The sequence below is a fragment of the Kribbella solani genome, assembly GCF_014205295.1.
GTDB lineage: Bacteria > Actinomycetota > Actinomycetes > Propionibacteriales > Kribbellaceae > Kribbella > Kribbella solani.
This window is the reverse complement of the sequence record NZ_JACHNF010000001.1, coordinates 4292451-4311060: the sequence shown is the minus strand read 5'-3', so window position 1 is coordinate 4311060 and position 18610 is coordinate 4292451. Positions and strand designations below refer to the sequence as shown.

Below are 18610 nucleotides of genomic sequence, written 5' to 3'. Positions count from 1 at the left end.
GGGTAGCCTGCCGAGATGCAGACGCAGCGCCGGGGCGCGCTGACGGTGGCCGCCGTCCTGCTGGTGGGGGTCGTGGCGGCCGGCTTCGTCGTGCTCGCGTCCGCGAGCGGACCGGTCCGGCCGGTCAGCGAGAGCACGCTGAAAGCCGGCCCGGAACCGCTGCCGACGTTCACGCCGACCCAGTCGGCGCAGACGCCACCGCCGGTACGGTCCGGCCGACCGATCAAGCAGACCGAGATGCCGGGCTGGCTGAGGTCGTTGTGGCAGGCGCTGATCTACCTGGTGATCGCGGCTGCCGCGGTGCTGCTCGGCCTCCTGCTCTACCGGCTCATCCGGAAGGTGCAGCTTCCACAGGCAGAGCCTGAGGGTACGGACTGGGAGCGGGTGAAGGCCGAGCGGCTGGCCGAGGCAGTGGACAGCGGGCTCGCGCGGATCGACACGGGTACGGCGACCGATGCGGTGATTGCGTGCTGGGTCGCGCTGGAGGATGCCGCCGCGTCGGCCGGCGTACCGCGGGAAGCGTCGGAGACGCCGGCCGAGTTCACCGTGCGGGTGCTCGGCATCGGCGGCATCTCGGAGCCGCAGCTGGTCCGGCTGGGGGAGCTGTACCGCGAGGCGCGCTACTCGACCCACGGCTCCACCGAGCAGGCTCGCACCGAAGCTAGGGCCGCCCTGGAAAGCCTCCGGGACGAGCTGGCGGCTAGCGCCGAACGGGCGGCGCCGGGCGGGCAGGAGTCCGGGGCGGAGACGGTGCGATGACTTCGTACCGGTGGGCTCCGCTGGAGGAGAAGGGACCGCTGCCGGAGGTCAAGAAGAAGCGCTCGCCCTGGCCGTACAAGCTGCTGTTGCAACACGTCGGCATCGCCGTACTGGTCAGCCTGGCGCTGGTCGTGATCTTCGCACTGGCTGGGATGGCGCCGCGCCCGCTGTGGTTCGTGGCGGCCGCGCTTGGCATCGGCATCGCGTCGCTGGCGATCCGGCTCGTACTGCCGGAGGTAATGGAGACGAGCTGGCCCGGCCGGCACGACGAGAAGCTGGCCGCGCTACGGACGCGGACCAACGACAACCGCACCCAGTTCCTTGCCACCTGGGTGCAGGAGGCCGGTCGGGAGCGACGAGCCGGTGAGGGTTCGCAGACGTTCGTCCGCAGAGTCCGGCCGCTGCTGCTGGAGCTGGCCACCGACCGGCTCGTACACCGCCACGGCGTCGACCCGGAGCGCGAGCCGGACCGGGCACGGGCGATCACCGGCGACCGGCTCTGGGAGCTGATCACCAGCGACGACAAACGCACCGCGTCCCTCAGCGACATCGAGGCCGCGATCCACACCATCGAGAACCTGTGAGGGAATCTGTGACTGATGGCGAGCTGACGCTGGCTGAGGTGTCGGAGCTGAGCCGGCGGGTGCTGGACCGCGTCAGCCAGGCAGTGGTCGGGAAGGCCGAGGCACTGGAGCTCGTACTGGCTGGAGTGCTGGCAGGCGGGCATGTGCTGCTGGAGGACTACCCAGGGCTGGCGAAGACACTGGCCGCGCGATCGTTCGCGCAGGCGCTCGGGCTGGAGTTCCGCCGCGTGCAGTTCACTCCGGACCTGCTGCCGTCGGATGTGACCGGTGCATTCGTGTACGACCAGAAGGAGTCGGAGTTCGTCTTCCGGCCCGGACCGATCTTCACCGGGCTGTTGCTGGCGGATGAGATCAACCGGACGCCACCGAAGACGCAGGCGGCTCTACTGGAGTCGATGCAGGAGCACCAGGTCACCGTGGAGGGCCAGACGTTCCCACTGCCCACTCCGTTCCACGTACTCGCTACAGCCAACCCAGTGGAGTACGAGGGCACGTACCCGCTGCCGGAGGCTCAGCTCGACCGGTTCATGCTGCGGATCGGCTTCGGGTACCCGACGCCTGCAGAGGAGTGGGAGGTGCTGCGCCGCCGGATGAGTCGTCGTAGCGAGGACCAGACAGTAGACGCGGTGACTGACGCCGCCGGACTGCTTGCTGCGCAACGTGCTGTTGAGACAGTGACAGTCGACGACACAGTCGGTCAGTACTGCGTTGATCTCGCAGCCGCTACTCGCCGGGACTCGCAGGTACTAGTAGGTGCGTCTCCGCGCGGTTCGCTGGCGTTGCTGTTGACCGCGCGGGCGTACGCAGTGATCAACGGTCGCGACTACGTCGTACCGGAGGATGTGAAGGCGGTAGCGGTTGCAGCGCTGGCGCACCGGATCACCGTACGGCCGGAGTTGTGGCTGCACGAGGTCACTGGGGCGACGGTCGTTCGCACCGTGCTCGGTACGGTCGCCGCGCCGCCCACTGTGGTCGGTGCGGCGCAAGCATGAAGTGGCGTCCGACGCACGCGCAGATCCGTGCGATCTGCGCGGCCGCGGTGCTGCTGGGCGCCGCCGTGCTGCTGCGACGGCCGGACGCGGCCGTGTTCGGGTTGCCGCTGGCGTTCCTGGCGGCGTGGGGCCGGTTCTTCCGGCCGCGTGAGCAACCGGAGGTACGCACCGAGCTGGACGCGGACGTGTTGTTCGAAGGGCAGGCGACGACGTACCGGCTGCGCGTTCCTTCGGGTGCTGATCCGGATATCGATCTGATCGTGGCCGCGTTGCCGCGGACGGCCTGGTTCCAGTACGACCCACCGCAGGCCGCGATCGCGGGGCCGGTCGCCGCCGGCGAGGTGACGCTGGAAGTCGGCGTCCGGTCGCAACGCTGGGGACTGCGGTCGTTGGAGCGACCCACGGTTGTCGCGACGTCGGCGCTCGGCGCGTACCGGATCCCGGTGCTGTCCGCGCAGCCGCAAGCCGTGACGACGCTGCCGTTGCGGGAAGGGTTCGAAGCGGTCGATGCCGTGCCGCGGCCGGCCGGGCTGGTCGGGTTGCACCGGTCCCGGCGTCCGGGTGAGGGGACCGAGCTGGCCGGCGTACGCCCGTTCCGTACCGGCGACCGGTTGCGGCGGATCAACTGGGCGGTCTCGGCGCGGACCCGCGAACTGCACGTCACCTCGACCTGGTCGGACCGCGACACCGAGGTCGTGATCCTGGTCGACACCGGCGGCGAAATCGGGATCAGCGAAGGGATCGACGGGCGATCCAGCAGCCTGGACACCGCGGTCCGCGCGGCCGCCGCGATCGCCGAACACTACCTGCGCAACGGCGACCGGGTGCGGCTGATCGATACGGGCAGCGTGTTCCGGGGCGTACGCTCCGGCAGCGGGCGCGGGCACCTGCGCCGGATCCTGGACACGCTCGTACACGCGGATCGGCGCAGCCGGCAGCAGGACGAAGAGCAGTTGGCGCGGCGGAACCGGGTCCGCTCGGACAGCCTGGTGCTCGTACTCAGTCCACTGCTACGACAGGCGATGCTCGGCTACATCGTCACGCTCGTACACTCCGGCTGCACCGTGATCGCGGTCGACACGCTTCCACCGGACATCGCCACAGTGCTGGACCCAGCAGCCCACGACGCCCGCTCCTGGCCGCTCGCCTGGCGCCTGCGCCTACTGGAACGCCGCCGCGACCTGGACCGCCTCAGCGACCTGGGCGTCCCCACCGTCCCCTGGCAAGGCTCCGGCACCCTGGACGAAGTCCTCCGCGACGCCGCCCGCCTCTCTGCCGCCCCGAGGATCCGCTCATGACAGCATCAGAAAAGATCACGGTCTGGCTGGCGCAGGTACGTTCATCCGGTCGTGCCGTCGTCTACGCACGCCTGGTGATCGCGGCGACCGGCACCATCGCGCTGGTCGTACCCGCAATCCAACCCTGGGACCAGCTGGACCTGGTACCGATCCTCGGCGTCCCTCTCCTGCTGACCACCGTCGTCCTACCGGATTCCTTCGCCGGCCTGATGTTCCTGCTGGTAGTAGCCATCGGCTGGCTGATCCGAGCCCCAGCCACCCTCACCGCCGGCGTGGCCATCACCGCGGTAGCCCTAGTAGTCCTCCACCTGGCAACCGCCTTCACCGCACAACTCCCGTCCTACGCCCGCCTGACCCCCAAGTCCCTACGCCGCTGGTGGCTCCCCACCACAATCGCCGCCGTCCTAGCCCCCACCACAGCCCTCGCAACCGCCCTGATCCACCACGCCAACCTCCCCGGCTCCCTGGCAATAACCACCACGGCCACCCTCCTGACAGCCACCACCATCTGGCTGACCACCACCCAATCCCCCAACCACGACTAGCCGTTGCCGAAGGTTTGGGTTAGTTCTTGGGACCAGGGGAGGGGGATGGGGTTGGGGCCGATTACCTGCATGGCGGACATGACGGTGAGGAGCATGCCGGCGGAGAGGAATTCGCGGGCTTGGGTAGGGGTGGCGCCGGTGAGGTCGCGGACCAGGGCGTAGATGCTGCCGAAGCGGTGCCGGACGCAGTCGCCGATGATGGGGTCGCTGCTGGCGGAGAAGCTGTGCAGGAGGACCCGGAGCAGTTCGGGTTCGGCCAGTAGGCGGTCGTAGTTGCGGCCGAGGGTTTCCAGGTCAGGGCGTTCCTCGGCCGCCTCGCGGAAGATCTGTTCGATCCGCGCGCAGACGGACTCGACGGCGGCGAGGAAGAGCTGCTGCTTGCTGCCGAACAGCCGGATCACGTACGGCTGCGAGACCCCGGCCAGCCGGGCGATCTCGTCGGTTTTGGTGCCTTCGTAGCCGGTCGCGGCGAAGGCGCGGACGGCCGCCCGCAGTACCTCGTCGCCACGCTCTTTCGCGGTCAGTCTGACCCTGGTCGCCATCCGCTCTCCTTCCGTCCCTTGACATGTTATCAGTCGATGCATACTCTCGTGATCGAGCTTGTTATCAGTCAATTACAACAAGGGGTGCGAGATGACAGCGACCGCTCTCGGCGGCAGGGACGTGGGGCAGCAACCCAAGCCGGGCCGTGGGCCTCGTGGGCTGGGCGTGGTGCTCGCCGCGGTGGGGATTCCGACCTTCATGGTCACGCTGGACAACCTGGTGGTGACGAACGCGCTGCCGGTGATCAAGTCCGAACTGAACGCGTCGCTGGGCGACCTGGCCTGGTTCGTGAACGCGTACACGCTGTCGTTCGCGGCGCTGCTGCTGACCGCGGCCGCGATCGGCGATCGGCTCGGCCGGCGGCGGATGTTCCTGGCCGGCATCGCGCTGTTCACGCTGGCCTCGGCCGCCTGCGCGCTGGCGACCGAGTCGTGGATGCTGATCGCGTCCCGGGCGGTCCAGGGCGTCGGCGCGGCGGCCGTGATGCCGTTGTCGCTGACCTTGCTCGCGGGCGCCGTACCGGAGAAGCAGCGCAGCGCGGCGATCGGCATCTGGGGCGGGATCTCCGGCCTCGGCGTCGCGGTCGGCCCGGTGGTCGGTGGCGCTGTCGTCGACGGGCTGAACTGGCAGTGGATCTTCTGGCTGAACGTCCCCGTCGGCGTGGCCGCCGTGCTGCTCGCCGCGCGCGTCCTGACCGAGTCGAAGGGTACGGCGAAGAAGCTGGATCTGGCCGGCCTGGTACTCGCGGCCGGCGGCGTACTGTCGATCGTCTGGGGCGTCATCCACGGCGCCGACGACGGCTGGACCTCCGCCGGCGTACTGGGCACGCTGGTCGCCGGTGTCGTCCTGCTCGCCGCGTTCATCGGCTGGGAGCGCCGGACCGCCGCGCCGATGCTGCCGCTGCGGCTGTTTTCGGTCCGTTCGTTCAGCGTGGTGAACGTGGTCTCGTTCACCTTTGCGGTCGGTGTGTTCGGTTCGGTGTTCCTGCTCGCGCAGTTCTTCCAGGTCGTGCAGGGCTACTCGCCGTACCAGTCCGGCGTACGTACGCTGCCGTGGACCGCCGCGCCGCTGGTGGTCGCACCGATCGCCGGACTGATCGTCGACCGCGTAGGTGCGCGCACACTGATCACGGCCGGACAAGTACTACTGGCCGTTGCACTCGGCTGGATCGCACTGATCACCTCGCCCACGATGCAGTACGCCGACCTGGTCGTGCCGTTCGTACTGGCTGGTGTCGGCATGGGCCTGACGTTCGCGCCCGGTGCGAGCGTGGTGATGGGCAGTGCGGCCGATGCTGATCGCGGTGTCGCATCCGGTACGAACAACACGATCCGCGAGGTCGGTGTCGCGATGGGTGTCGCCGTACTGGCCTCGGTGTTCGCGTCGGCCGGGTCGTACGAGTCGCCGGCCAAGTACGCGGACGGACTGGTACCCGCGGTCTGGACCGGCGCGGCGGTGGTCGCCGTCGGTGCACTGGTCGCCCTGCTGTTGCCCGGACGTGGACGATCTACAGTGTGACCGTGCTGGACGCAGACGACGTACGCCGGATCGCCCTGTCCTTCCCGGAGACGGTGGAGAAGAAGCGCTGGGGACACCCGACGTTCGACGTGGCCGGGCGGATGTTCGTCACGGTGCCGGACGACCAGAGCTCGTTCGCGGTGCGCTGTCCGCGGCTGGAGCGGGACGAGCTGATCGCGGCGGAGCCGGAGAAGTTCTGGGTACCGAAGCACGAGGCGGGCTCGAACTGGGTTCGGGCCCGCCTCGCCGCGCTCGAGGACGCCGACGAACTGCACGACATCCTGGCCGACTCCTGGCGCCAGGTGGCGCCACCGGAGCTAGCTAACTGACGTATCTCGGCGACACCGCGAAGGTGTTGCAGCTGGCTGGGTTCCCGGTCTTGAACGACGTACCCATGAACCGCTGCTGACTCGCCACGCTGCCGTGGTCCCCGTCCTCCGGCTTGTCGCCCGCGGTCACGACCCACTTGTTCCAGACGTACAGCAGCTCACCGCTGATCGGGTAGCTCTTCTTGTTCATCGCCAGGAACACACCGGCGAAGCAGTTCGCCTGGAGTTCCATCCGGCGCGTCTGGCGCTGCCGGTCGTCGTAGTCGCTCAGCTCGTAGCGCAGGTTGTCCGACGCCTGCAGGATGCCGGTCATGTTCTGCACGCTGTGGCCGTACTCGTGCGCGACGGACCGGGTGTACCACATCCGCGCGTACGCCTTGGACTCCGCGTCCGGGTACTGGGTGTACGACTTCACGAAGACGTCGACCTTCATGTACAGGTTGTTGTTGGAGGAGCAGTAGAACGGCACGTTCACCACGCCGCTGCCGCACGGGGTGGTGGTGCTGCTACCGGACCAGTACGACATCGACGGCGGCTGGAACTTGTAGCCGGCCTTCGTCACCAACGGCCCCCAGGACCGGTCCAGGCACGGCTTGATCGCGGCCCAGTACGCGGCGGCGTTGCGGGCGTTGGTCGGCCGCACCTTCGGCTCGCGGCAGTTCGCCGTACGCATCTGGCCGACCTTGTAGATCGCGTTCTTGGAGACGACGGTCGCGTCGTTCACCTTCGGCTCGGACGTCGGCGACTCGGTCGAGGTCGAGGTCGGCTCCTCGGTCGGCGCGCCGGTCGGTTCGGTGGTCGGCTTCGGCGTGTACCGGGTCGGGATCACCGGCGGGTGCGTCTCGCTCTTGGCTGCCTGGCGGAGCATCCCGATGAGGCCGGCGCCGACGACCGCGACGCCGACCAGCGACAGGATCACGATCAGCGGGGCCTTGGACTTCTTCCGCGGCCGCCGCGGCTGCCACCCCGGCCCACCAGGACCACCGGCACCACCCGGTCCGCCAGGACCACCGAAACTCGGGCCCCAGCCGAAGCCGGGGCCCTGCGAAGGCGGTCCGTACTGAGGTCCGTACTGGGGCTGCCCAGGCTGCGGCGAACCCTGCGGTGGCGGCCCGTACTGACCTTGTGGCGGACCGTAGGGGCCGGCGGGCTGACCCTGTTGCGGCCCCGGCTGGTACGGCGGGTACTGCTGGTTCTGGCCGGGGGGCCCGAAGGGTGGCTGGCTCAACGCCGGTCCTCTCATAGCTCAACAGCGAAAGCAAAAGTGCGATACCGCGACCGCCACAGTATCGGCAACAATCAGGTCAGTTCCGGACGGCCCGGCAGGTAGGGTCGGCCAGGTGACCGATGTCCACAGCTCGGCGAGTACGCCGACCAGCCCGATCGACCAGCTCGCCGACCGGTACCTCGAGCAGTCCTTCGTCCTCGACCCGATCGCGGCGACCGAGATGGGTGTCGCCGGCCACGACCACGAGCTGCCGGACTACACCCCGGCCGGATTCGAGGCGCCGGCGGAGCTGATCCGGCGGACCGTCGCGGAGGCCGGCACGATCGAGCCGGGCAGTCCGCGTGAGGAGGTCGCCAAGGACGCGCTGCTGGAGCGGCTCGGGCTGGAGCTCGAGCGGCACGAGGCGGGCGTCCCGCAGTACCAGCTGAACGCGATCTCGTCGGTCCCGGCGTACCTGCGGCAGGTGTTCGACCTGATGCCGACCGCGACCGCCGAGAACTGGGAGAACGTCGCGATCCGGCTGAACCAGCTCGGCACCACCCTCGACGGGTACCGCGAGACCCTGCTCGACCAGGCGGACCACGGCCGGGTCTCGGCGGTCCGGCAGGTGCACGGGCTGGCCGAGCGGATCGCCAGCTGGACCGGTGCCGACGGCGACGACTTCTTCGCCGGGCTGGCCGCGCAGGCGCCGGAGGGGCCGGTCAAGCCGGCCGTCGAGGCCGCGGCGGCGTCGGCGCGGAAGGCGTTCGGGCAGTTCGGGGAGTGGCTGACCACCGACCTGGCGCCGCGCGCGCCGGAGCGGGACGCGTGCGGCCGCGACGTGTACGAGCTGGCCTCGCGGCACTTCCTCGGCGCGTCCATCGACTTCGAGGAAACGTACGCCTGGGGCTGGGAGGAACTGGCCCGGATCGAGTCCGAGATGGAGCAGATCGCCGCCGGGCTGAACGGTGGCGACCGCACCATCGAGGCGACCGCGGCGCTGCTGGACGACGATCCGGACCGGACGATCCACGGCAAGGAAGCGTTCCGGGACTGGATGCAGCAGCTGTCCGACTCGGCCGTGGTCGAGCTGGGCGGTACGCACTTCGACATCGCCGACGAGATCCGTACGTTGGAGTGCATGATCGCCCCGACCTCCGACGGGTCGATCTACTACACCCAGCCGAGCGAGGACCTGACCACCCGCCCGGGCCGGATGTGGTGGGCGGTGCCGGCCGGCGTGGAGAAGTTCGCCACCTGGCGCGAGGTCACCACGGTGTACCACGAGGGCGTGCCGGGGCATCACCTTCAGGTGGCGCAGACCATGCTGCGTACGGACCTGCTGAACCGGTGGCAGCGGATCGCCTGCTGGGTGTCCGGCCACGGCGAAGGCTGGGCGCTGTACGCGGAACGCCTGATGGAGGAGCTGGGCTACCTGGACGACCCGGGTGCCCGGTTCGGCATGCTGGACGCGCAGGGGTTCCGGGCGGCCCGGGTGATCGTTGACATCGGCATGCATCTGGAGCTGGAAGTGCCGCGGGACAATCCGTTCGGCTGGCGGCCGGGGGAGCGGTGGAACGCCGAGCTCGGCTTCGAGTTCCTGCGCGCGCACTGCCGGATGGAGACCGAGTTCCTGCAGGCCGAGCTGAACCGGTACCTCGGCTGGCCGGGGCAGGCGCCGGCGTACAAGGTCGGCGAGCGGATCTGGCTGCAGGCGCGCGAGGAAGCCGTGCGGCGGAAGGGATCGGCGTTCGATCTGCGCGCGTTCCACCGGGACGCGCTGAACCTCGGGTCGATCGGTCTGGACCCACTGCGCCGGGCGCTGGCGAAGCTGTGAGGTTCGTCCTGGCGTCGGCGTCCCCGGCGCGGCTGAAGACGCTGCGCGGCGCGGGCATCGAGCCGATCGTGATCGTGTCCGGGGTCGACGAGGACCACATCACCGCGGAAAGCCCGGGCGAGCTGGCCCGGTTGCTCGCCACGCTGAAGGCGCGGGCCGTGATCGCGAACCTGACCGATCACGCGACCGTGCTCGGTTGTGACTCGGTGCTGGAGTTCGACGGAGTCGCGTACGGCAAACCTGGTACGCCGGAGGTTGCCCGCGAGCGATTGCGGATGATGCGCGGGCGGAGCGGCGTACTGCACACCGGTCACTGCCTGATCGACACCGCGTCGAAGCAGGAACTGCGCGAGCTCGCATCGACGACGGTGCACTTCGCGGAGATGACCGACGCGGAGATCGACGCGTACGTGGCCACCGGCGAGCCACTGGTGGTGGCCGGGTCGTTCACGGTCGACGGCTTCGGCGGACCGTTCGTGAGCTCGATCGAAGGCGATTACCACAACGTCGTCGGCCTGTCGCTGCCGCTGCTGCGCCGGATGCTCGCCGAGGTCGGCATCGCCTGGCCGGAGTTGTGGACAACCACGGCGCCCTATCGGTACGACGAGGCGGTCGCGGCGGCGTACGACGACACCCGCGGCGGCTCCGCCCGCGCCGAAGCCGCCGCCCGCGCGGTCGACGCGCTGCTGCCCAAGGGCGGCCGCGTACTCGAACTCGCTGTCGGTACGGGCATTGTCGGCGCCGAGCTGGTTGCCATGGGCAACTTGGTGCACGGCGTCGACCTGTCACCGGCGATGCTCCAGCACGCCCACGTACGCCTCCCGGGCCACGTCGCCGCCGCGGACGCGGCCAGGCTGCCGATCGACGACCGCCGCTGCGACGCGGTCGTCGCGGTCTGGCTGCTGCACCTCCTGGACGACAGCGAGCCGGTGATCGCCGAGGCCGCCCGCGTCCTTCGTACCGACGGCGTCTTCATCACCACCACCGAAAAATCCGACGCCACCCGCTACGCCGACGGCCGCGGCTCCGACGACCGTCGCTCCCAGGACGCCTTCACCCACCTGGTAGCCGCGGCCGCCCGCCACGACCTGGCCCTCGACAGCGCCACCACTTTCCAAGGCCCACCCCGCAACACCGGCGATTCCCCGCTGTACCCACTGATCCGCTTCCGCCGGGTATGAGCACCAAGGCCGGGCTGAACGGTGGGTGAATTTGTTGGTGAGGTGAGCTCTGGGCTGGGGGAGTGAGCTGGTTGGCTGGAAGCGTTGGGTTATGGATCGTGGGCTGAGCGTCAGTCGGTTGCCGTTCGTGCATCAGAAGGTGGACGAGCTGATGCGGCAACTGCAGGTTTCGATGCGTGAGGTCGGGAAGTTCTACGGCGGTGGGCAGCCGGATCGGACCACGATGGATCGGGCCCGGGTTGATGCCGAGCGGCGTGGGGTGATCACGTCGGGGCCGGGTGGGCCGGGGATTCCGGTGTTCGGCGCGGAGGAGCATCGCGCGCTGAAGGATCTGATCGCGCCGGGGGTGGGGAAGCGGATCGGGCTGCGCGCGCGTGGTGACGAGGCGCGGCGCCAGGAGCAGTACGACTACCGGAACATCCGGCGGGGCACGATGATCGGTGCGTTGCGGGCCGTGGCCGAGCTGGCGGAATCCCGGAGTTACCTGAACGGTCCGGCCGTGCGTGAGGTACGGGACGCCGGGATGAAGACGGCTGTGGCGGCCGCGTGGACGGCCGCGCATTATGACCGCGTACTTCGTGATCTGGAAGGCAGCGGGAAAGTGCCTGGTGGGACTGCCGAGTACCTCGCGTTGGGGTGGGCGGAGGCGGATTCGGCTGAGCGGCAGCAGTTGCTGGCGCGGGTTGATGATCAGGCGCCTGCCGGGTACGCGTTCGCGGAGGAGGTTGGCCGGCGGGCGGGGATGTCGGGCGAGCGTACGTTGCACTGGTTGAACAACGCGCCGCCGCACAAGACGCCTGAGGTTGCTGCTGGGCTGATGATGCGCGGGTCGGATCGGATGGTTGAGCTGTTCGAGGACGATCCCGGCGCGTACGCCGCGCTTGAAGGGGAGGTGTCCGAGTTGATACGTACGGAGTTCGCGAGGCTGCGGCAGGTGCAGGGGACCGGGATGGTGCATACGCACGACGTCGATACTGCCGCGCAATCGGCCGATGGTGGGCGCCGGGTGGCCACGCTGGCGGCGGAGTTGATCGCGCATCAGGAGCTCGCGCTCGACGCGCGGGTTGAGCCGGAGCGGGCGCCTGAGGCGCGGATCATGGACCCACGGATCGGGGTCGCCGAGCCCGGGCAAGGCCCGGCAGATGCCGCGCCGACGGGTGGCGGCGCGCAGGCTGCGCAGGTGGACCGGGCCGGACAGTCCAGATCAGCCGGCAACGCCCAACCGGGACAAGCCGCCCAGCAAGGCTGACCGGGCGAGCTGTTCGGCAGGGCTGACCGGGCGAGCCGTCCAGCGGGGCGGACCGGGCGAGCCGTCCAGCGGGGCGGACCGGGCGAGCCGTCGGGCAAGGCTGACCGGGGTGAGTTGTCCAGCGTCGGGTGGCCGGGGCGGCGTGATGAGTGACCGTGGTGCTGTCGACGGGGTTGACCAGCTAGCGTTCGGCGGGTGAGCGAGTACATCAATGGCGTGCGGGTGCTGCGGCACCCCGGCCAGCAGGACCACACCGACGTCACCCTGACGTTCGCCGTCGGTGCCCGGGACGAGACGCTGCGTACGATCGGTGTCGCGCACGCGCTTGAGCATCTGGTGATGCACGGCGTCCGTGACCTGCCGATCGACGTCAACGCCGAGGTCGACCTGATGACGACCACCTTCGTCGCCTCGGGTTCGGCGGCGCGCGTGGGCGAGTTCCTCGACCGGGTATGTCGCGGGCTCGCCGACCCACCGATCGACCGGCTGAAGCTGGAGGCCGGCGTGCTGACCGCCGAGGAGGGAGCAGCCGCGCACCCGGTGGTCGCGATGCTGTTCAACGTGCGGTACGGCGCCAAGGGTCCCGGACTCGAGTGGCTGGAAGGACCCGGGTACGACGGCCTGAAGCCGGAGCACCTGATCGCATTCGCGCGGAAGTGGTTCGTACCGGCGAACGCGGTGCTGCAGGTGAGCGGTCCGCTCCCGGACAACCTCGCGCTGGAGCTGCCGTCCGGCCCGGCGCCGAGCCGGGTGTTGCCGGCGGGTCGGTCCTTCGACGGTCCGGCAGTGGTGGAGTTCGCGATCCCCGCGGCCGGCGTCCTGCTCACGATGCCGCCCGACGGCGACGTACGGTTGCCGACCCTGGCGATGGAGGTGCTCCAGCACCGGATCGAGGAGCAGTGCCGCCACGTCGGCGGGCACAGCTACGAGGTCGCGGCCGACCTGATTGCCGGTCCGGACGGTACGAGTGACTGGGTCGTGTACGCCGAGGCACGTGACGGCAGCGAGGCCGCGGTGTCGCGCGCGGTCGTCGAGGCGCTCACCGACCTCGCGGAGAACGGACCGACGCCGGCGGAGCTCAGCTACCACTTCGACCGGGTCGGCGAGCAGCTCGCGACCGGTGATCCGGAGTTGCGCAGGACGTTCGCCAACGAGATGGGCAGCAGGTTCGGCGAACCGGAGTGCCCGCCGCTCGACAGGGACCGCTTGGCGAACGTGCAGCGGGGGAGATCGCCGCCGTACTGAAGGAGGCGTTGCCGACCGCGATCGGGTATGCGTTCGACGGCGCCGCGGAGCTCTGGGCGGACGCCGGTTTCACGCGCGCGTCCACCTGTCCCGTGATCGCGGAGCTTCCGCCCGGCCGCGCCTTCAAGCCGCCGATGGTCGCGCGCGCCTTCGTGAAGGCGAGCCGGTCGATGCAGTGGGTGCGTACGAACGACGCGCTGGTGCTGCGGGACGAGGACGGCGTGCACGAGGTCCGCTGGGACCAGGTCGCCGGAGTGATGCGCGGCCAGGGCGACGAACCCACTGTCGTGTTCGGTCTGAACGGGTGCGCGATCCCGCTAGGCGCCGCCATGTTCCGCGGCGCCGACCAACTGCTCGGCGAGCTCAAAGACCGGGTCCCCGCCGACCTCTGGTTCGACGAGCCAAACGACCTCGACTAGCCGAACCACCTCGACCGGCCGAACCACCTGGACCGGCCGAACCACCTGGACCGGCCGAACCACCTGGACCGGGCGGGGCACCTGGACCGGGCGGGGCAATGCGGCGAGCGACGGTTGGCCGGGGGCCTGGTAGGGGTCGGTTGGCCTACGGGTGGGCGGACGCGCGCCATTGGCCGGGCCCGGGGTGGAGCGGCTGGCGGGCGTTGCGCCAGTAGGTGGCCCAGTTGTTGGCCCGTTGCGGATCCGGGCTGGGCCCGGGCGTGCCGGCGCGGGCAGCCAGGACCGTGACCAGAGCAGCCAGCTCCTCCGGCGTGGGATCGCCCTTGATGATCTTCACAGGGGAATGTTCCCATGCTTCTTCGGCGGCAGGGTGTCGCGTTTGGTGCGGAGGAGCCGTAGTGCGCGGACGATTTCGGCGCGGGTTTCGCTCGGCTTGATCACCGCGTCGATGTAACCGCGTTCGGCCGCCACGTACGGGTTCGCCAGGTGATCCTCGTACTCGGTGATCAGCTCCTGGCGGCGCGCGTCGACGTCCTCGGCGGCGGCGAGTTCGCGGCGGTGCAGGATGTTCACCGCGCCCTGCGCGCCCATCACCGCGATCTGGGCGGTCGGCCAGGCGATGTTCATGTCCGCGCCGAGGTGCTTCGACCCCATCACGTCGTACGCGCCGCCGTACGCCTTCCGGGTGATCACCGTGATCATCGGCACGGTCGCCTCCGCGTACGCGTAGATCAGCTTCGCGCCGCGGCGGATGATGCCGTTCCACTCCTGATCGGTGCCGGGCAGGAAGCCGGGGACGTCGACGAAGGTCAGGATCGGCAGGTTGAACGCGTCGCAGGTACGGACGAAGCGGGCCGCCTTTTCGGACGCGTCGATGTCCAGGGTGCCGGCGAACTGCATCGGCTGGTTCGCGACCACGCCGACCGGGCGGCCCTCGACGCGGCCGAAACCGACGACCAGGTTCGGCGCGAACAGCGCGTGCACCTCGAGGAAGTCGCCGTCGTCGACGACCGCCTCGATCGCGGCGTGCATGTCGTACGGCTGGTTCGGCGAATCCGGTACCAGCGTGTCGAGCGCGAGATCGGTCTCGTTCGGCTCGAGATCGGCCGGCGCGTCGTACACCGGTGGGTCCTCGAGGTTGTTCTGCGGGAGATGCGCGACCAGCGCCTTCACCCACTCGATCGCGTCCTCCTCGTCGCTGCCCAGGTAGTGCGCGTTGCCGGACTTGGTGTTGTGCGTCCGGGCACCGCCGAGCTCCTCCTGGCTGACGTCCTCGCCGGTGACGGTCTTGATCACGTCCGGGCCGGTGATGAACATGTACGACGACTCGTCCACCATCACGGTGAAGTCGGTCACCGCTGGGGAGTACACCGCGCCGCCGGCACACGGGCCCATGATCAGCGAGATCTGCGGGATCACGCCGGAGGCACGGACATTGCGGCGGAAGATCTCGCCGTACAGGCCGAGGCTCACCACGCCCTCCTGGATCCGCGCGCCGCCGGAGTCGTTGATCCCGATCAGCGGGCAGCCGATCTTCATCGCCAGGTCCATCACCTTGACGATCTTCTCGCCGAACACCTCGCCGAGGCTGCCGCCGAAGACGGTGAAGTCCTGGGCGAACACGCACACCTGACGGCCGTCGATGGTGCCGAAGCCGGTCACCACGCCGTCGCCGTACGGGCGGTTCGCGTCCAGGCCGAAACTGGTCGACCGGTGCCGGGCGAACTCGTCCAGCTCGGAGAACGAACCCTCGTCCAGCAGCATCGTGATCCGCTCCCGGGCGGTCTTCTTGCCGCGCGCGTGCTGCTTCTCGACCGCCCGCTCCGACCCGGCGTGTACGGCCTCGTCCAGCCGGTGCTCGAGGTCCGTGAGCTTCCCGGCGGTGGTGTGGATGTTCACCGTCTCTCCCATGAACCGGCAGCCTACGCGTCAGTAGGCCTCGCTGCCTGTGACGTCGGCCGCAACGCCGCTGACTCGCCCGGCCGCTACGCTGCCGCTCGTGGCAGATGAACGGCTTGACGATATCCAGGCGATCGTGGCGCGATGGCTCGTGGACCGGGTGGAGCACCATGCCGACACCGATACCGGGCTGCGGAACGACCAGCTGGGGTCGCCGGACGCCGTGATGGGGCCGGCCGCGGAGACGATGATGGCGCGGTCGTCGATCCCGCCGGAGAGCCGGCCCGCGGCGAAGGCAGCGATCGTGACGATGCTGACCGAGGGTTTCAACGAACTTCCTGCCCGGCTGGCCGATTGGCGGCTCGAAGGCGCCGACGCCCACGTGCGTCGCGAGGCGGAGCGGTTCGGGGCGGGGCTGGGCGATCAGACGATGGCAGCGGTCCGTACGTTCGAGGTGAACCCGCCGAACCCGGCGGACCTGCTTCCGGAGCAGGGCGCGTCCGCCGGGAACGATCCGGCCGCATCCGTCGCGAACGATCCGGCCGCGAGGTTCGCGAACGACCCGGCGATCCCGCGACCGGGCGGCGTCCAAACCACGCCCGGACGAGCCGGCGACCAGGCAAGAACTGATCGAGGCGCTGGCCCCAGACGCGACATCCCCGGCGGCCCGACCCGCTAGCCCGAAACGTGACGCCCCGGCCATCGGCCGGCCAGCTCAAACGGGACACCCCGGCAGCCCGGCCCGCAAACCGAGCACTCCGCGACCCCAGCCGCCGTAGCCGGCACCCCCACCCGTTACCCCCCCCAAACCGGTTTGGGGTGCCTAACTGCCCATTGCAGGGGCACAACCCTCCCCGCTCTACGTCGGCATCCGCCCCAAACCGGTTTGGGGCGGATGGCGGCGGAGGGTTGCCGACCGGTCGGCAACCCTCCGCGGCGGTAGGTTGCGGTGATGGCAGACGCGACGGTCAGTGCTCTGGTCCAGAGAATCAACGAGCTCGTGGTCGCCGACACCGGAACCCGCTCACTCGCCGTCGGCGAGCAGATCGCCGACCGGGTGACGAGGACCATCGAGCGTTACCTACGACCGCTCGCGGACAACCTGCACCACCCGGACCAGCTGAGACCGGCGCTGGGGCAGGTGGACGTACGTCCAGCGCTTCGGGAGGCCTTGACCGAGACGGTCGCGGCCTGCGCCGGAGTACTGGTGGCCCGCGAGCGGCCGCTCGGTGAGATCTACGACCTGGGCCGGGACCGCTTCGAGGCCGGGATCAGCCGGGCGTACGCCGAGTCCGCGATGCCGCGGCTGATGGCGCAGCTGCTGCCGGAGGGACAGGCGGCGTACCTCGGCAAGTTCGAACCGCGGCAGCACGAGGGCGACGTACTCGCCGCGCGGGCGGTGGTGGTGTCGATCATCGCGCGCACCGAAGGCAGCGAGCGGGAAGTACTGCGGGACCTGGTCGCGGCCGGCCGGAGCGCGGTCGCACCGGCGGCCGCGCGGATGCTGCTCGAACCACGGGACCAGTACCAGGCGCTGCCGGCGCGGCAACGGGACACGCTCGTCGAAGACCTCGCGCACCAGATCGAGTCCCAGTTCGAGCGCGCGGAGCGGCAGCGGCCGGGTACCGACGTGGTGGCCAACTTCCGGGCCAGGCGGGCAGCGGCGAACCTTGGCGCGGACGCGATCACCACCGCCAGCAAGCTCGGCAACGAGACGATGTCGGACCTGTACCGCAGCTTCGACGAATTCGGCTGGCCCGAGGAACCGCGGCCGAAGTCGGTCGACGCGCTGTGCCGGCAGGTCCAGGACGTTGTCGGTGAACTCTCCGAGGCGCCGGGGTCCCGGTGGAACGGCCGGATCCAGATTGAGCTTGGCCAGGCTCCCGACGCCACGCTTCGATTGAGCGCGACGCAGATCATGGCCCTGAGCGCGTTGATGGAAAGCAGTTCGGAGCACCCGCTGACCACGGAGCAGGCGGCGACCGCGCGGGAAGCGCTCCAGGTGGTGGCCGCTTCGTACGCGCGGATGGCGGTGCCGGATGACTACAGTTCCACGCTCGAGGCGGCGGCGGTCGAGTTCGCGCCGCGGTACACGGTGATCGACCAGGCGGTCGGTCAGGCGTTCGCGGAGGACAACTACGCGAAGATCGTCGACCTGTCGTTGCCGTCGGAGCAGGCGCGGCAGGTACGCGAGGCGCCGGCAGCGGATCAGCGGCTTGCACCAGCGGCGCGCGGGTTTGCCAGCGCGATCGATGTCGCCGCCCGGCGGCAGGACGGCGAGACGCTGCGGCTGATGACCGGGCAGGACCGGATCCGGATGAGCGAGACGGTGGCGGACGCGCTGGTGACCGGGCCCTTGGTCGAGCCGTGGCTCGAGCCGACCGAGCGGTTGCGCGTTGCCGACGAGATCGCGGAGCAGATCGACCAGAGGTTCGACGCGCTGCCCGGCGAATTGGATCGGTGGGCCGGCGGTGAGCAGACGTTCGTCCACGACCAGTCCGTTGCCGATCCTTTCCGGTACGGACATCAGACCGGCCGCCTCGCCAACCAGATCGTCGAAACCCACGTAGAAGCCCGCGCGGCCGAGGCAGCCGCCCGCGCCGAACAGGAGGCAGCCGCCCTCGCCGAACAGATCGCCGAGGAGGAACGCGCCATCGAGCAACGCCTGCTCGCCGAGGCCCACGACGCGGCCACGGAGGGCCTGGTACCCCCAGATCAACTCGAAGACGAAGCCTGGTTCCTAGCCACCGAGCAAGCAGCCCACACCCCTCAGCCACCTCCGGCAGAACAGGTCGTTCTGGCGGAGCAGGCTGACCGGACGGAGCAGGTGGGGGAGGGGGCTGGTGTTGATGGTGAGTTGACTCGGTTTGTGCCGGGGCGTGATCCGGCGCTTCGGCCGCCGGGGAGTGCGGCGGGTGGGCCTGGTGCCGGGACGGAGGATTCGCGGGCGGTACCCGGGAAGGGCTCGCCGAACAAGCCCGGCCAAATCCACGACCGCTGACACC

At 69.8% G+C, this 18610-nt stretch carries 18 protein-coding genes; 14 read left to right on the top strand and 4 right to left on the bottom strand.

Annotated features, from left to right (window positions below):
• Positions 1 to 15 precede the first annotated feature (15 nt).
• The 5 genes from HDA44_RS19575 to HDA44_RS19555 are packed head-to-tail and all read left to right on the top strand — an operon-like array spanning position 16 to position 4178.
• On the top strand, positions 16 to 759 hold the full coding sequence (locus tag HDA44_RS19575) for a DUF4129 domain-containing protein (protein ID WP_184836478.1): 744 nt from the start codon (positions 16 to 18) through the stop codon (positions 757 to 759).
• A complete protein-coding gene (locus HDA44_RS19570) occupies positions 756 to 1343 on the top strand; it encodes a hypothetical protein (protein ID WP_238352492.1) in 588 nt (195 codons plus the stop codon). The genes HDA44_RS19575 and HDA44_RS19570 overlap by 4 nt, the downstream gene beginning before the upstream one ends.
• Positions 1340 to 2335 carry an AAA family ATPase gene (locus HDA44_RS19565; RefSeq protein ID WP_337906152.1) on the top strand — a complete coding sequence of 332 codons (996 nt, stop codon included), beginning with the start codon at positions 1340 to 1342 and terminating at the stop codon, positions 2333 to 2335. Before HDA44_RS19570 ends, HDA44_RS19565 begins: the two co-directional genes overlap by 4 nt.
• Positions 2332 to 3633, top strand: a complete 1302-nt coding sequence (locus tag HDA44_RS19560; protein ID WP_184836474.1) for a DUF58 domain-containing protein — start codon at positions 2332 to 2334, stop codon at positions 3631 to 3633. The genes HDA44_RS19565 and HDA44_RS19560 overlap by 4 nt, the downstream gene beginning before the upstream one ends.
• Complete coding sequence (locus HDA44_RS19555; protein ID WP_184836472.1) at positions 3630 to 4178, top strand: hypothetical protein; 549 nt, start codon at positions 3630 to 3632, stop codon at positions 4176 to 4178. Before HDA44_RS19560 ends, HDA44_RS19555 begins: the two co-directional genes overlap by 4 nt.
• Here the strand turns inward: HDA44_RS19555 and HDA44_RS19550 are convergent.
• Entirely contained in the window at positions 4175 to 4720 is a 546-nt protein-coding gene (locus HDA44_RS19550; RefSeq protein ID WP_184836470.1) for a TetR/AcrR family transcriptional regulator, read from the bottom strand. The two genes, HDA44_RS19555 and HDA44_RS19550, sit on opposite strands and share 4 nt — an antisense overlap.
• A 91-nt stretch (positions 4721 to 4811) precedes the next feature.
• Between HDA44_RS19550 and HDA44_RS19545 the strand changes: the two genes are divergently transcribed.
• On the top strand, positions 4812 to 6239 hold the full coding sequence (locus HDA44_RS19545) for a DHA2 family efflux MFS transporter permease subunit (RefSeq protein ID WP_184836468.1): 1428 nt from the start codon (positions 4812 to 4814) through the stop codon (positions 6237 to 6239).
• A 2-nt stretch (positions 6240 to 6241) separates the two neighbouring features.
• The gene (locus HDA44_RS19540) at positions 6242 to 6568 is read left to right on the top strand and encodes an MmcQ/YjbR family DNA-binding protein (RefSeq protein WP_184836466.1); all 327 of its coding nucleotides are present in this window, start codon (positions 6242 to 6244) and stop codon (positions 6566 to 6568) included.
• Here the strand turns inward: HDA44_RS19540 and HDA44_RS19535 are convergent.
• A complete protein-coding gene (locus HDA44_RS19535) occupies positions 6561 to 7796 on the bottom strand; it encodes a neutral zinc metallopeptidase (protein ID WP_184836464.1) in 1236 nt (411 codons plus the stop codon). The two genes, HDA44_RS19540 and HDA44_RS19535, sit on opposite strands and share 8 nt — an antisense overlap.
• 112 nt (positions 7797 to 7908) lie before the next feature.
• Here HDA44_RS19535 and HDA44_RS19530 point away from each other — a divergent pair, with 112 nt between their 5' ends.
• The 5 genes from HDA44_RS19530 to HDA44_RS19510 all read left to right on the top strand — a co-directional run bounded on the left by HDA44_RS19530 (position 7909) and on the right by HDA44_RS19510 (position 13706).
• On the top strand, positions 7909 to 9612 hold the full coding sequence (locus HDA44_RS19530) for a DUF885 domain-containing protein (protein ID WP_337906151.1): 1704 nt from the start codon (positions 7909 to 7911) through the stop codon (positions 9610 to 9612).
• The gene (locus HDA44_RS38605; RefSeq protein WP_184836462.1) at positions 9609 to 10793 is read left to right on the top strand and encodes a Maf family nucleotide pyrophosphatase; all 1185 of its coding nucleotides are present in this window, start codon (positions 9609 to 9611) and stop codon (positions 10791 to 10793) included. Before HDA44_RS19530 ends, HDA44_RS38605 begins: the two co-directional genes overlap by 4 nt.
• 91 nt (positions 10794 to 10884) lie before the next feature.
• Positions 10885 to 12042 (top strand): hypothetical protein, encoded by a 1158-nt coding sequence (locus HDA44_RS19520; protein ID WP_184836460.1) that lies wholly within the window; start codon positions 10885 to 10887, stop codon positions 12040 to 12042.
• Between the two features lie 195 nt (positions 12043 to 12237).
• Positions 12238 to 13287 (top strand): peptidase M16 family protein, encoded by a 1050-nt coding sequence (locus HDA44_RS19515; RefSeq protein ID WP_184836458.1) that lies wholly within the window; start codon positions 12238 to 12240, stop codon positions 13285 to 13287.
• Positions 13224 to 13706, top strand: a complete 483-nt coding sequence (locus HDA44_RS19510) for a hypothetical protein (RefSeq protein ID WP_184836456.1) — start codon at positions 13224 to 13226, stop codon at positions 13704 to 13706. Before HDA44_RS19515 ends, HDA44_RS19510 begins: the two co-directional genes overlap by 64 nt.
• A gap of 145 nt (positions 13707 to 13851) precedes the next feature.
• Here HDA44_RS19510 and HDA44_RS19505 read toward each other — a convergent pair whose 3' ends face one another.
• Both HDA44_RS19505 and HDA44_RS19500 read right to left on the bottom strand, forming a co-directional pair.
• Positions 13852 to 14043 (bottom strand): acyl-CoA carboxylase subunit epsilon, encoded by a 192-nt coding sequence (locus HDA44_RS19505; RefSeq protein WP_184836454.1) that lies wholly within the window; start codon positions 14041 to 14043, stop codon positions 13852 to 13854.
• Positions 14040 to 15617 (bottom strand): acyl-CoA carboxylase subunit beta, encoded by a 1578-nt coding sequence (locus tag HDA44_RS19500; RefSeq protein ID WP_184836452.1) that lies wholly within the window; start codon positions 15615 to 15617, stop codon positions 14040 to 14042. The genes HDA44_RS19505 and HDA44_RS19500 overlap by 4 nt, the downstream gene beginning before the upstream one ends.
• An 88-nt stretch (positions 15618 to 15705) precedes the next feature.
• Here HDA44_RS19500 and HDA44_RS19495 point away from each other — a divergent pair, with 88 nt between their 5' ends.
• Together HDA44_RS19495 and HDA44_RS19490 are read left to right on the top strand one after the other, a co-directional pair.
• The gene (locus tag HDA44_RS19495; protein WP_184836450.1) at positions 15706 to 16284 is read left to right on the top strand and encodes a hypothetical protein; all 579 of its coding nucleotides are present in this window, start codon (positions 15706 to 15708) and stop codon (positions 16282 to 16284) included.
• Between the two features lie 273 nt (positions 16285 to 16557).
• Positions 16558 to 18606, top strand: coding sequence for a hypothetical protein (locus HDA44_RS19490; protein ID WP_184836448.1), 2049 nt, complete (start codon positions 16558 to 16560; stop codon positions 18604 to 18606).
• Positions 18607 to 18610 lie beyond the last annotated feature (4 nt).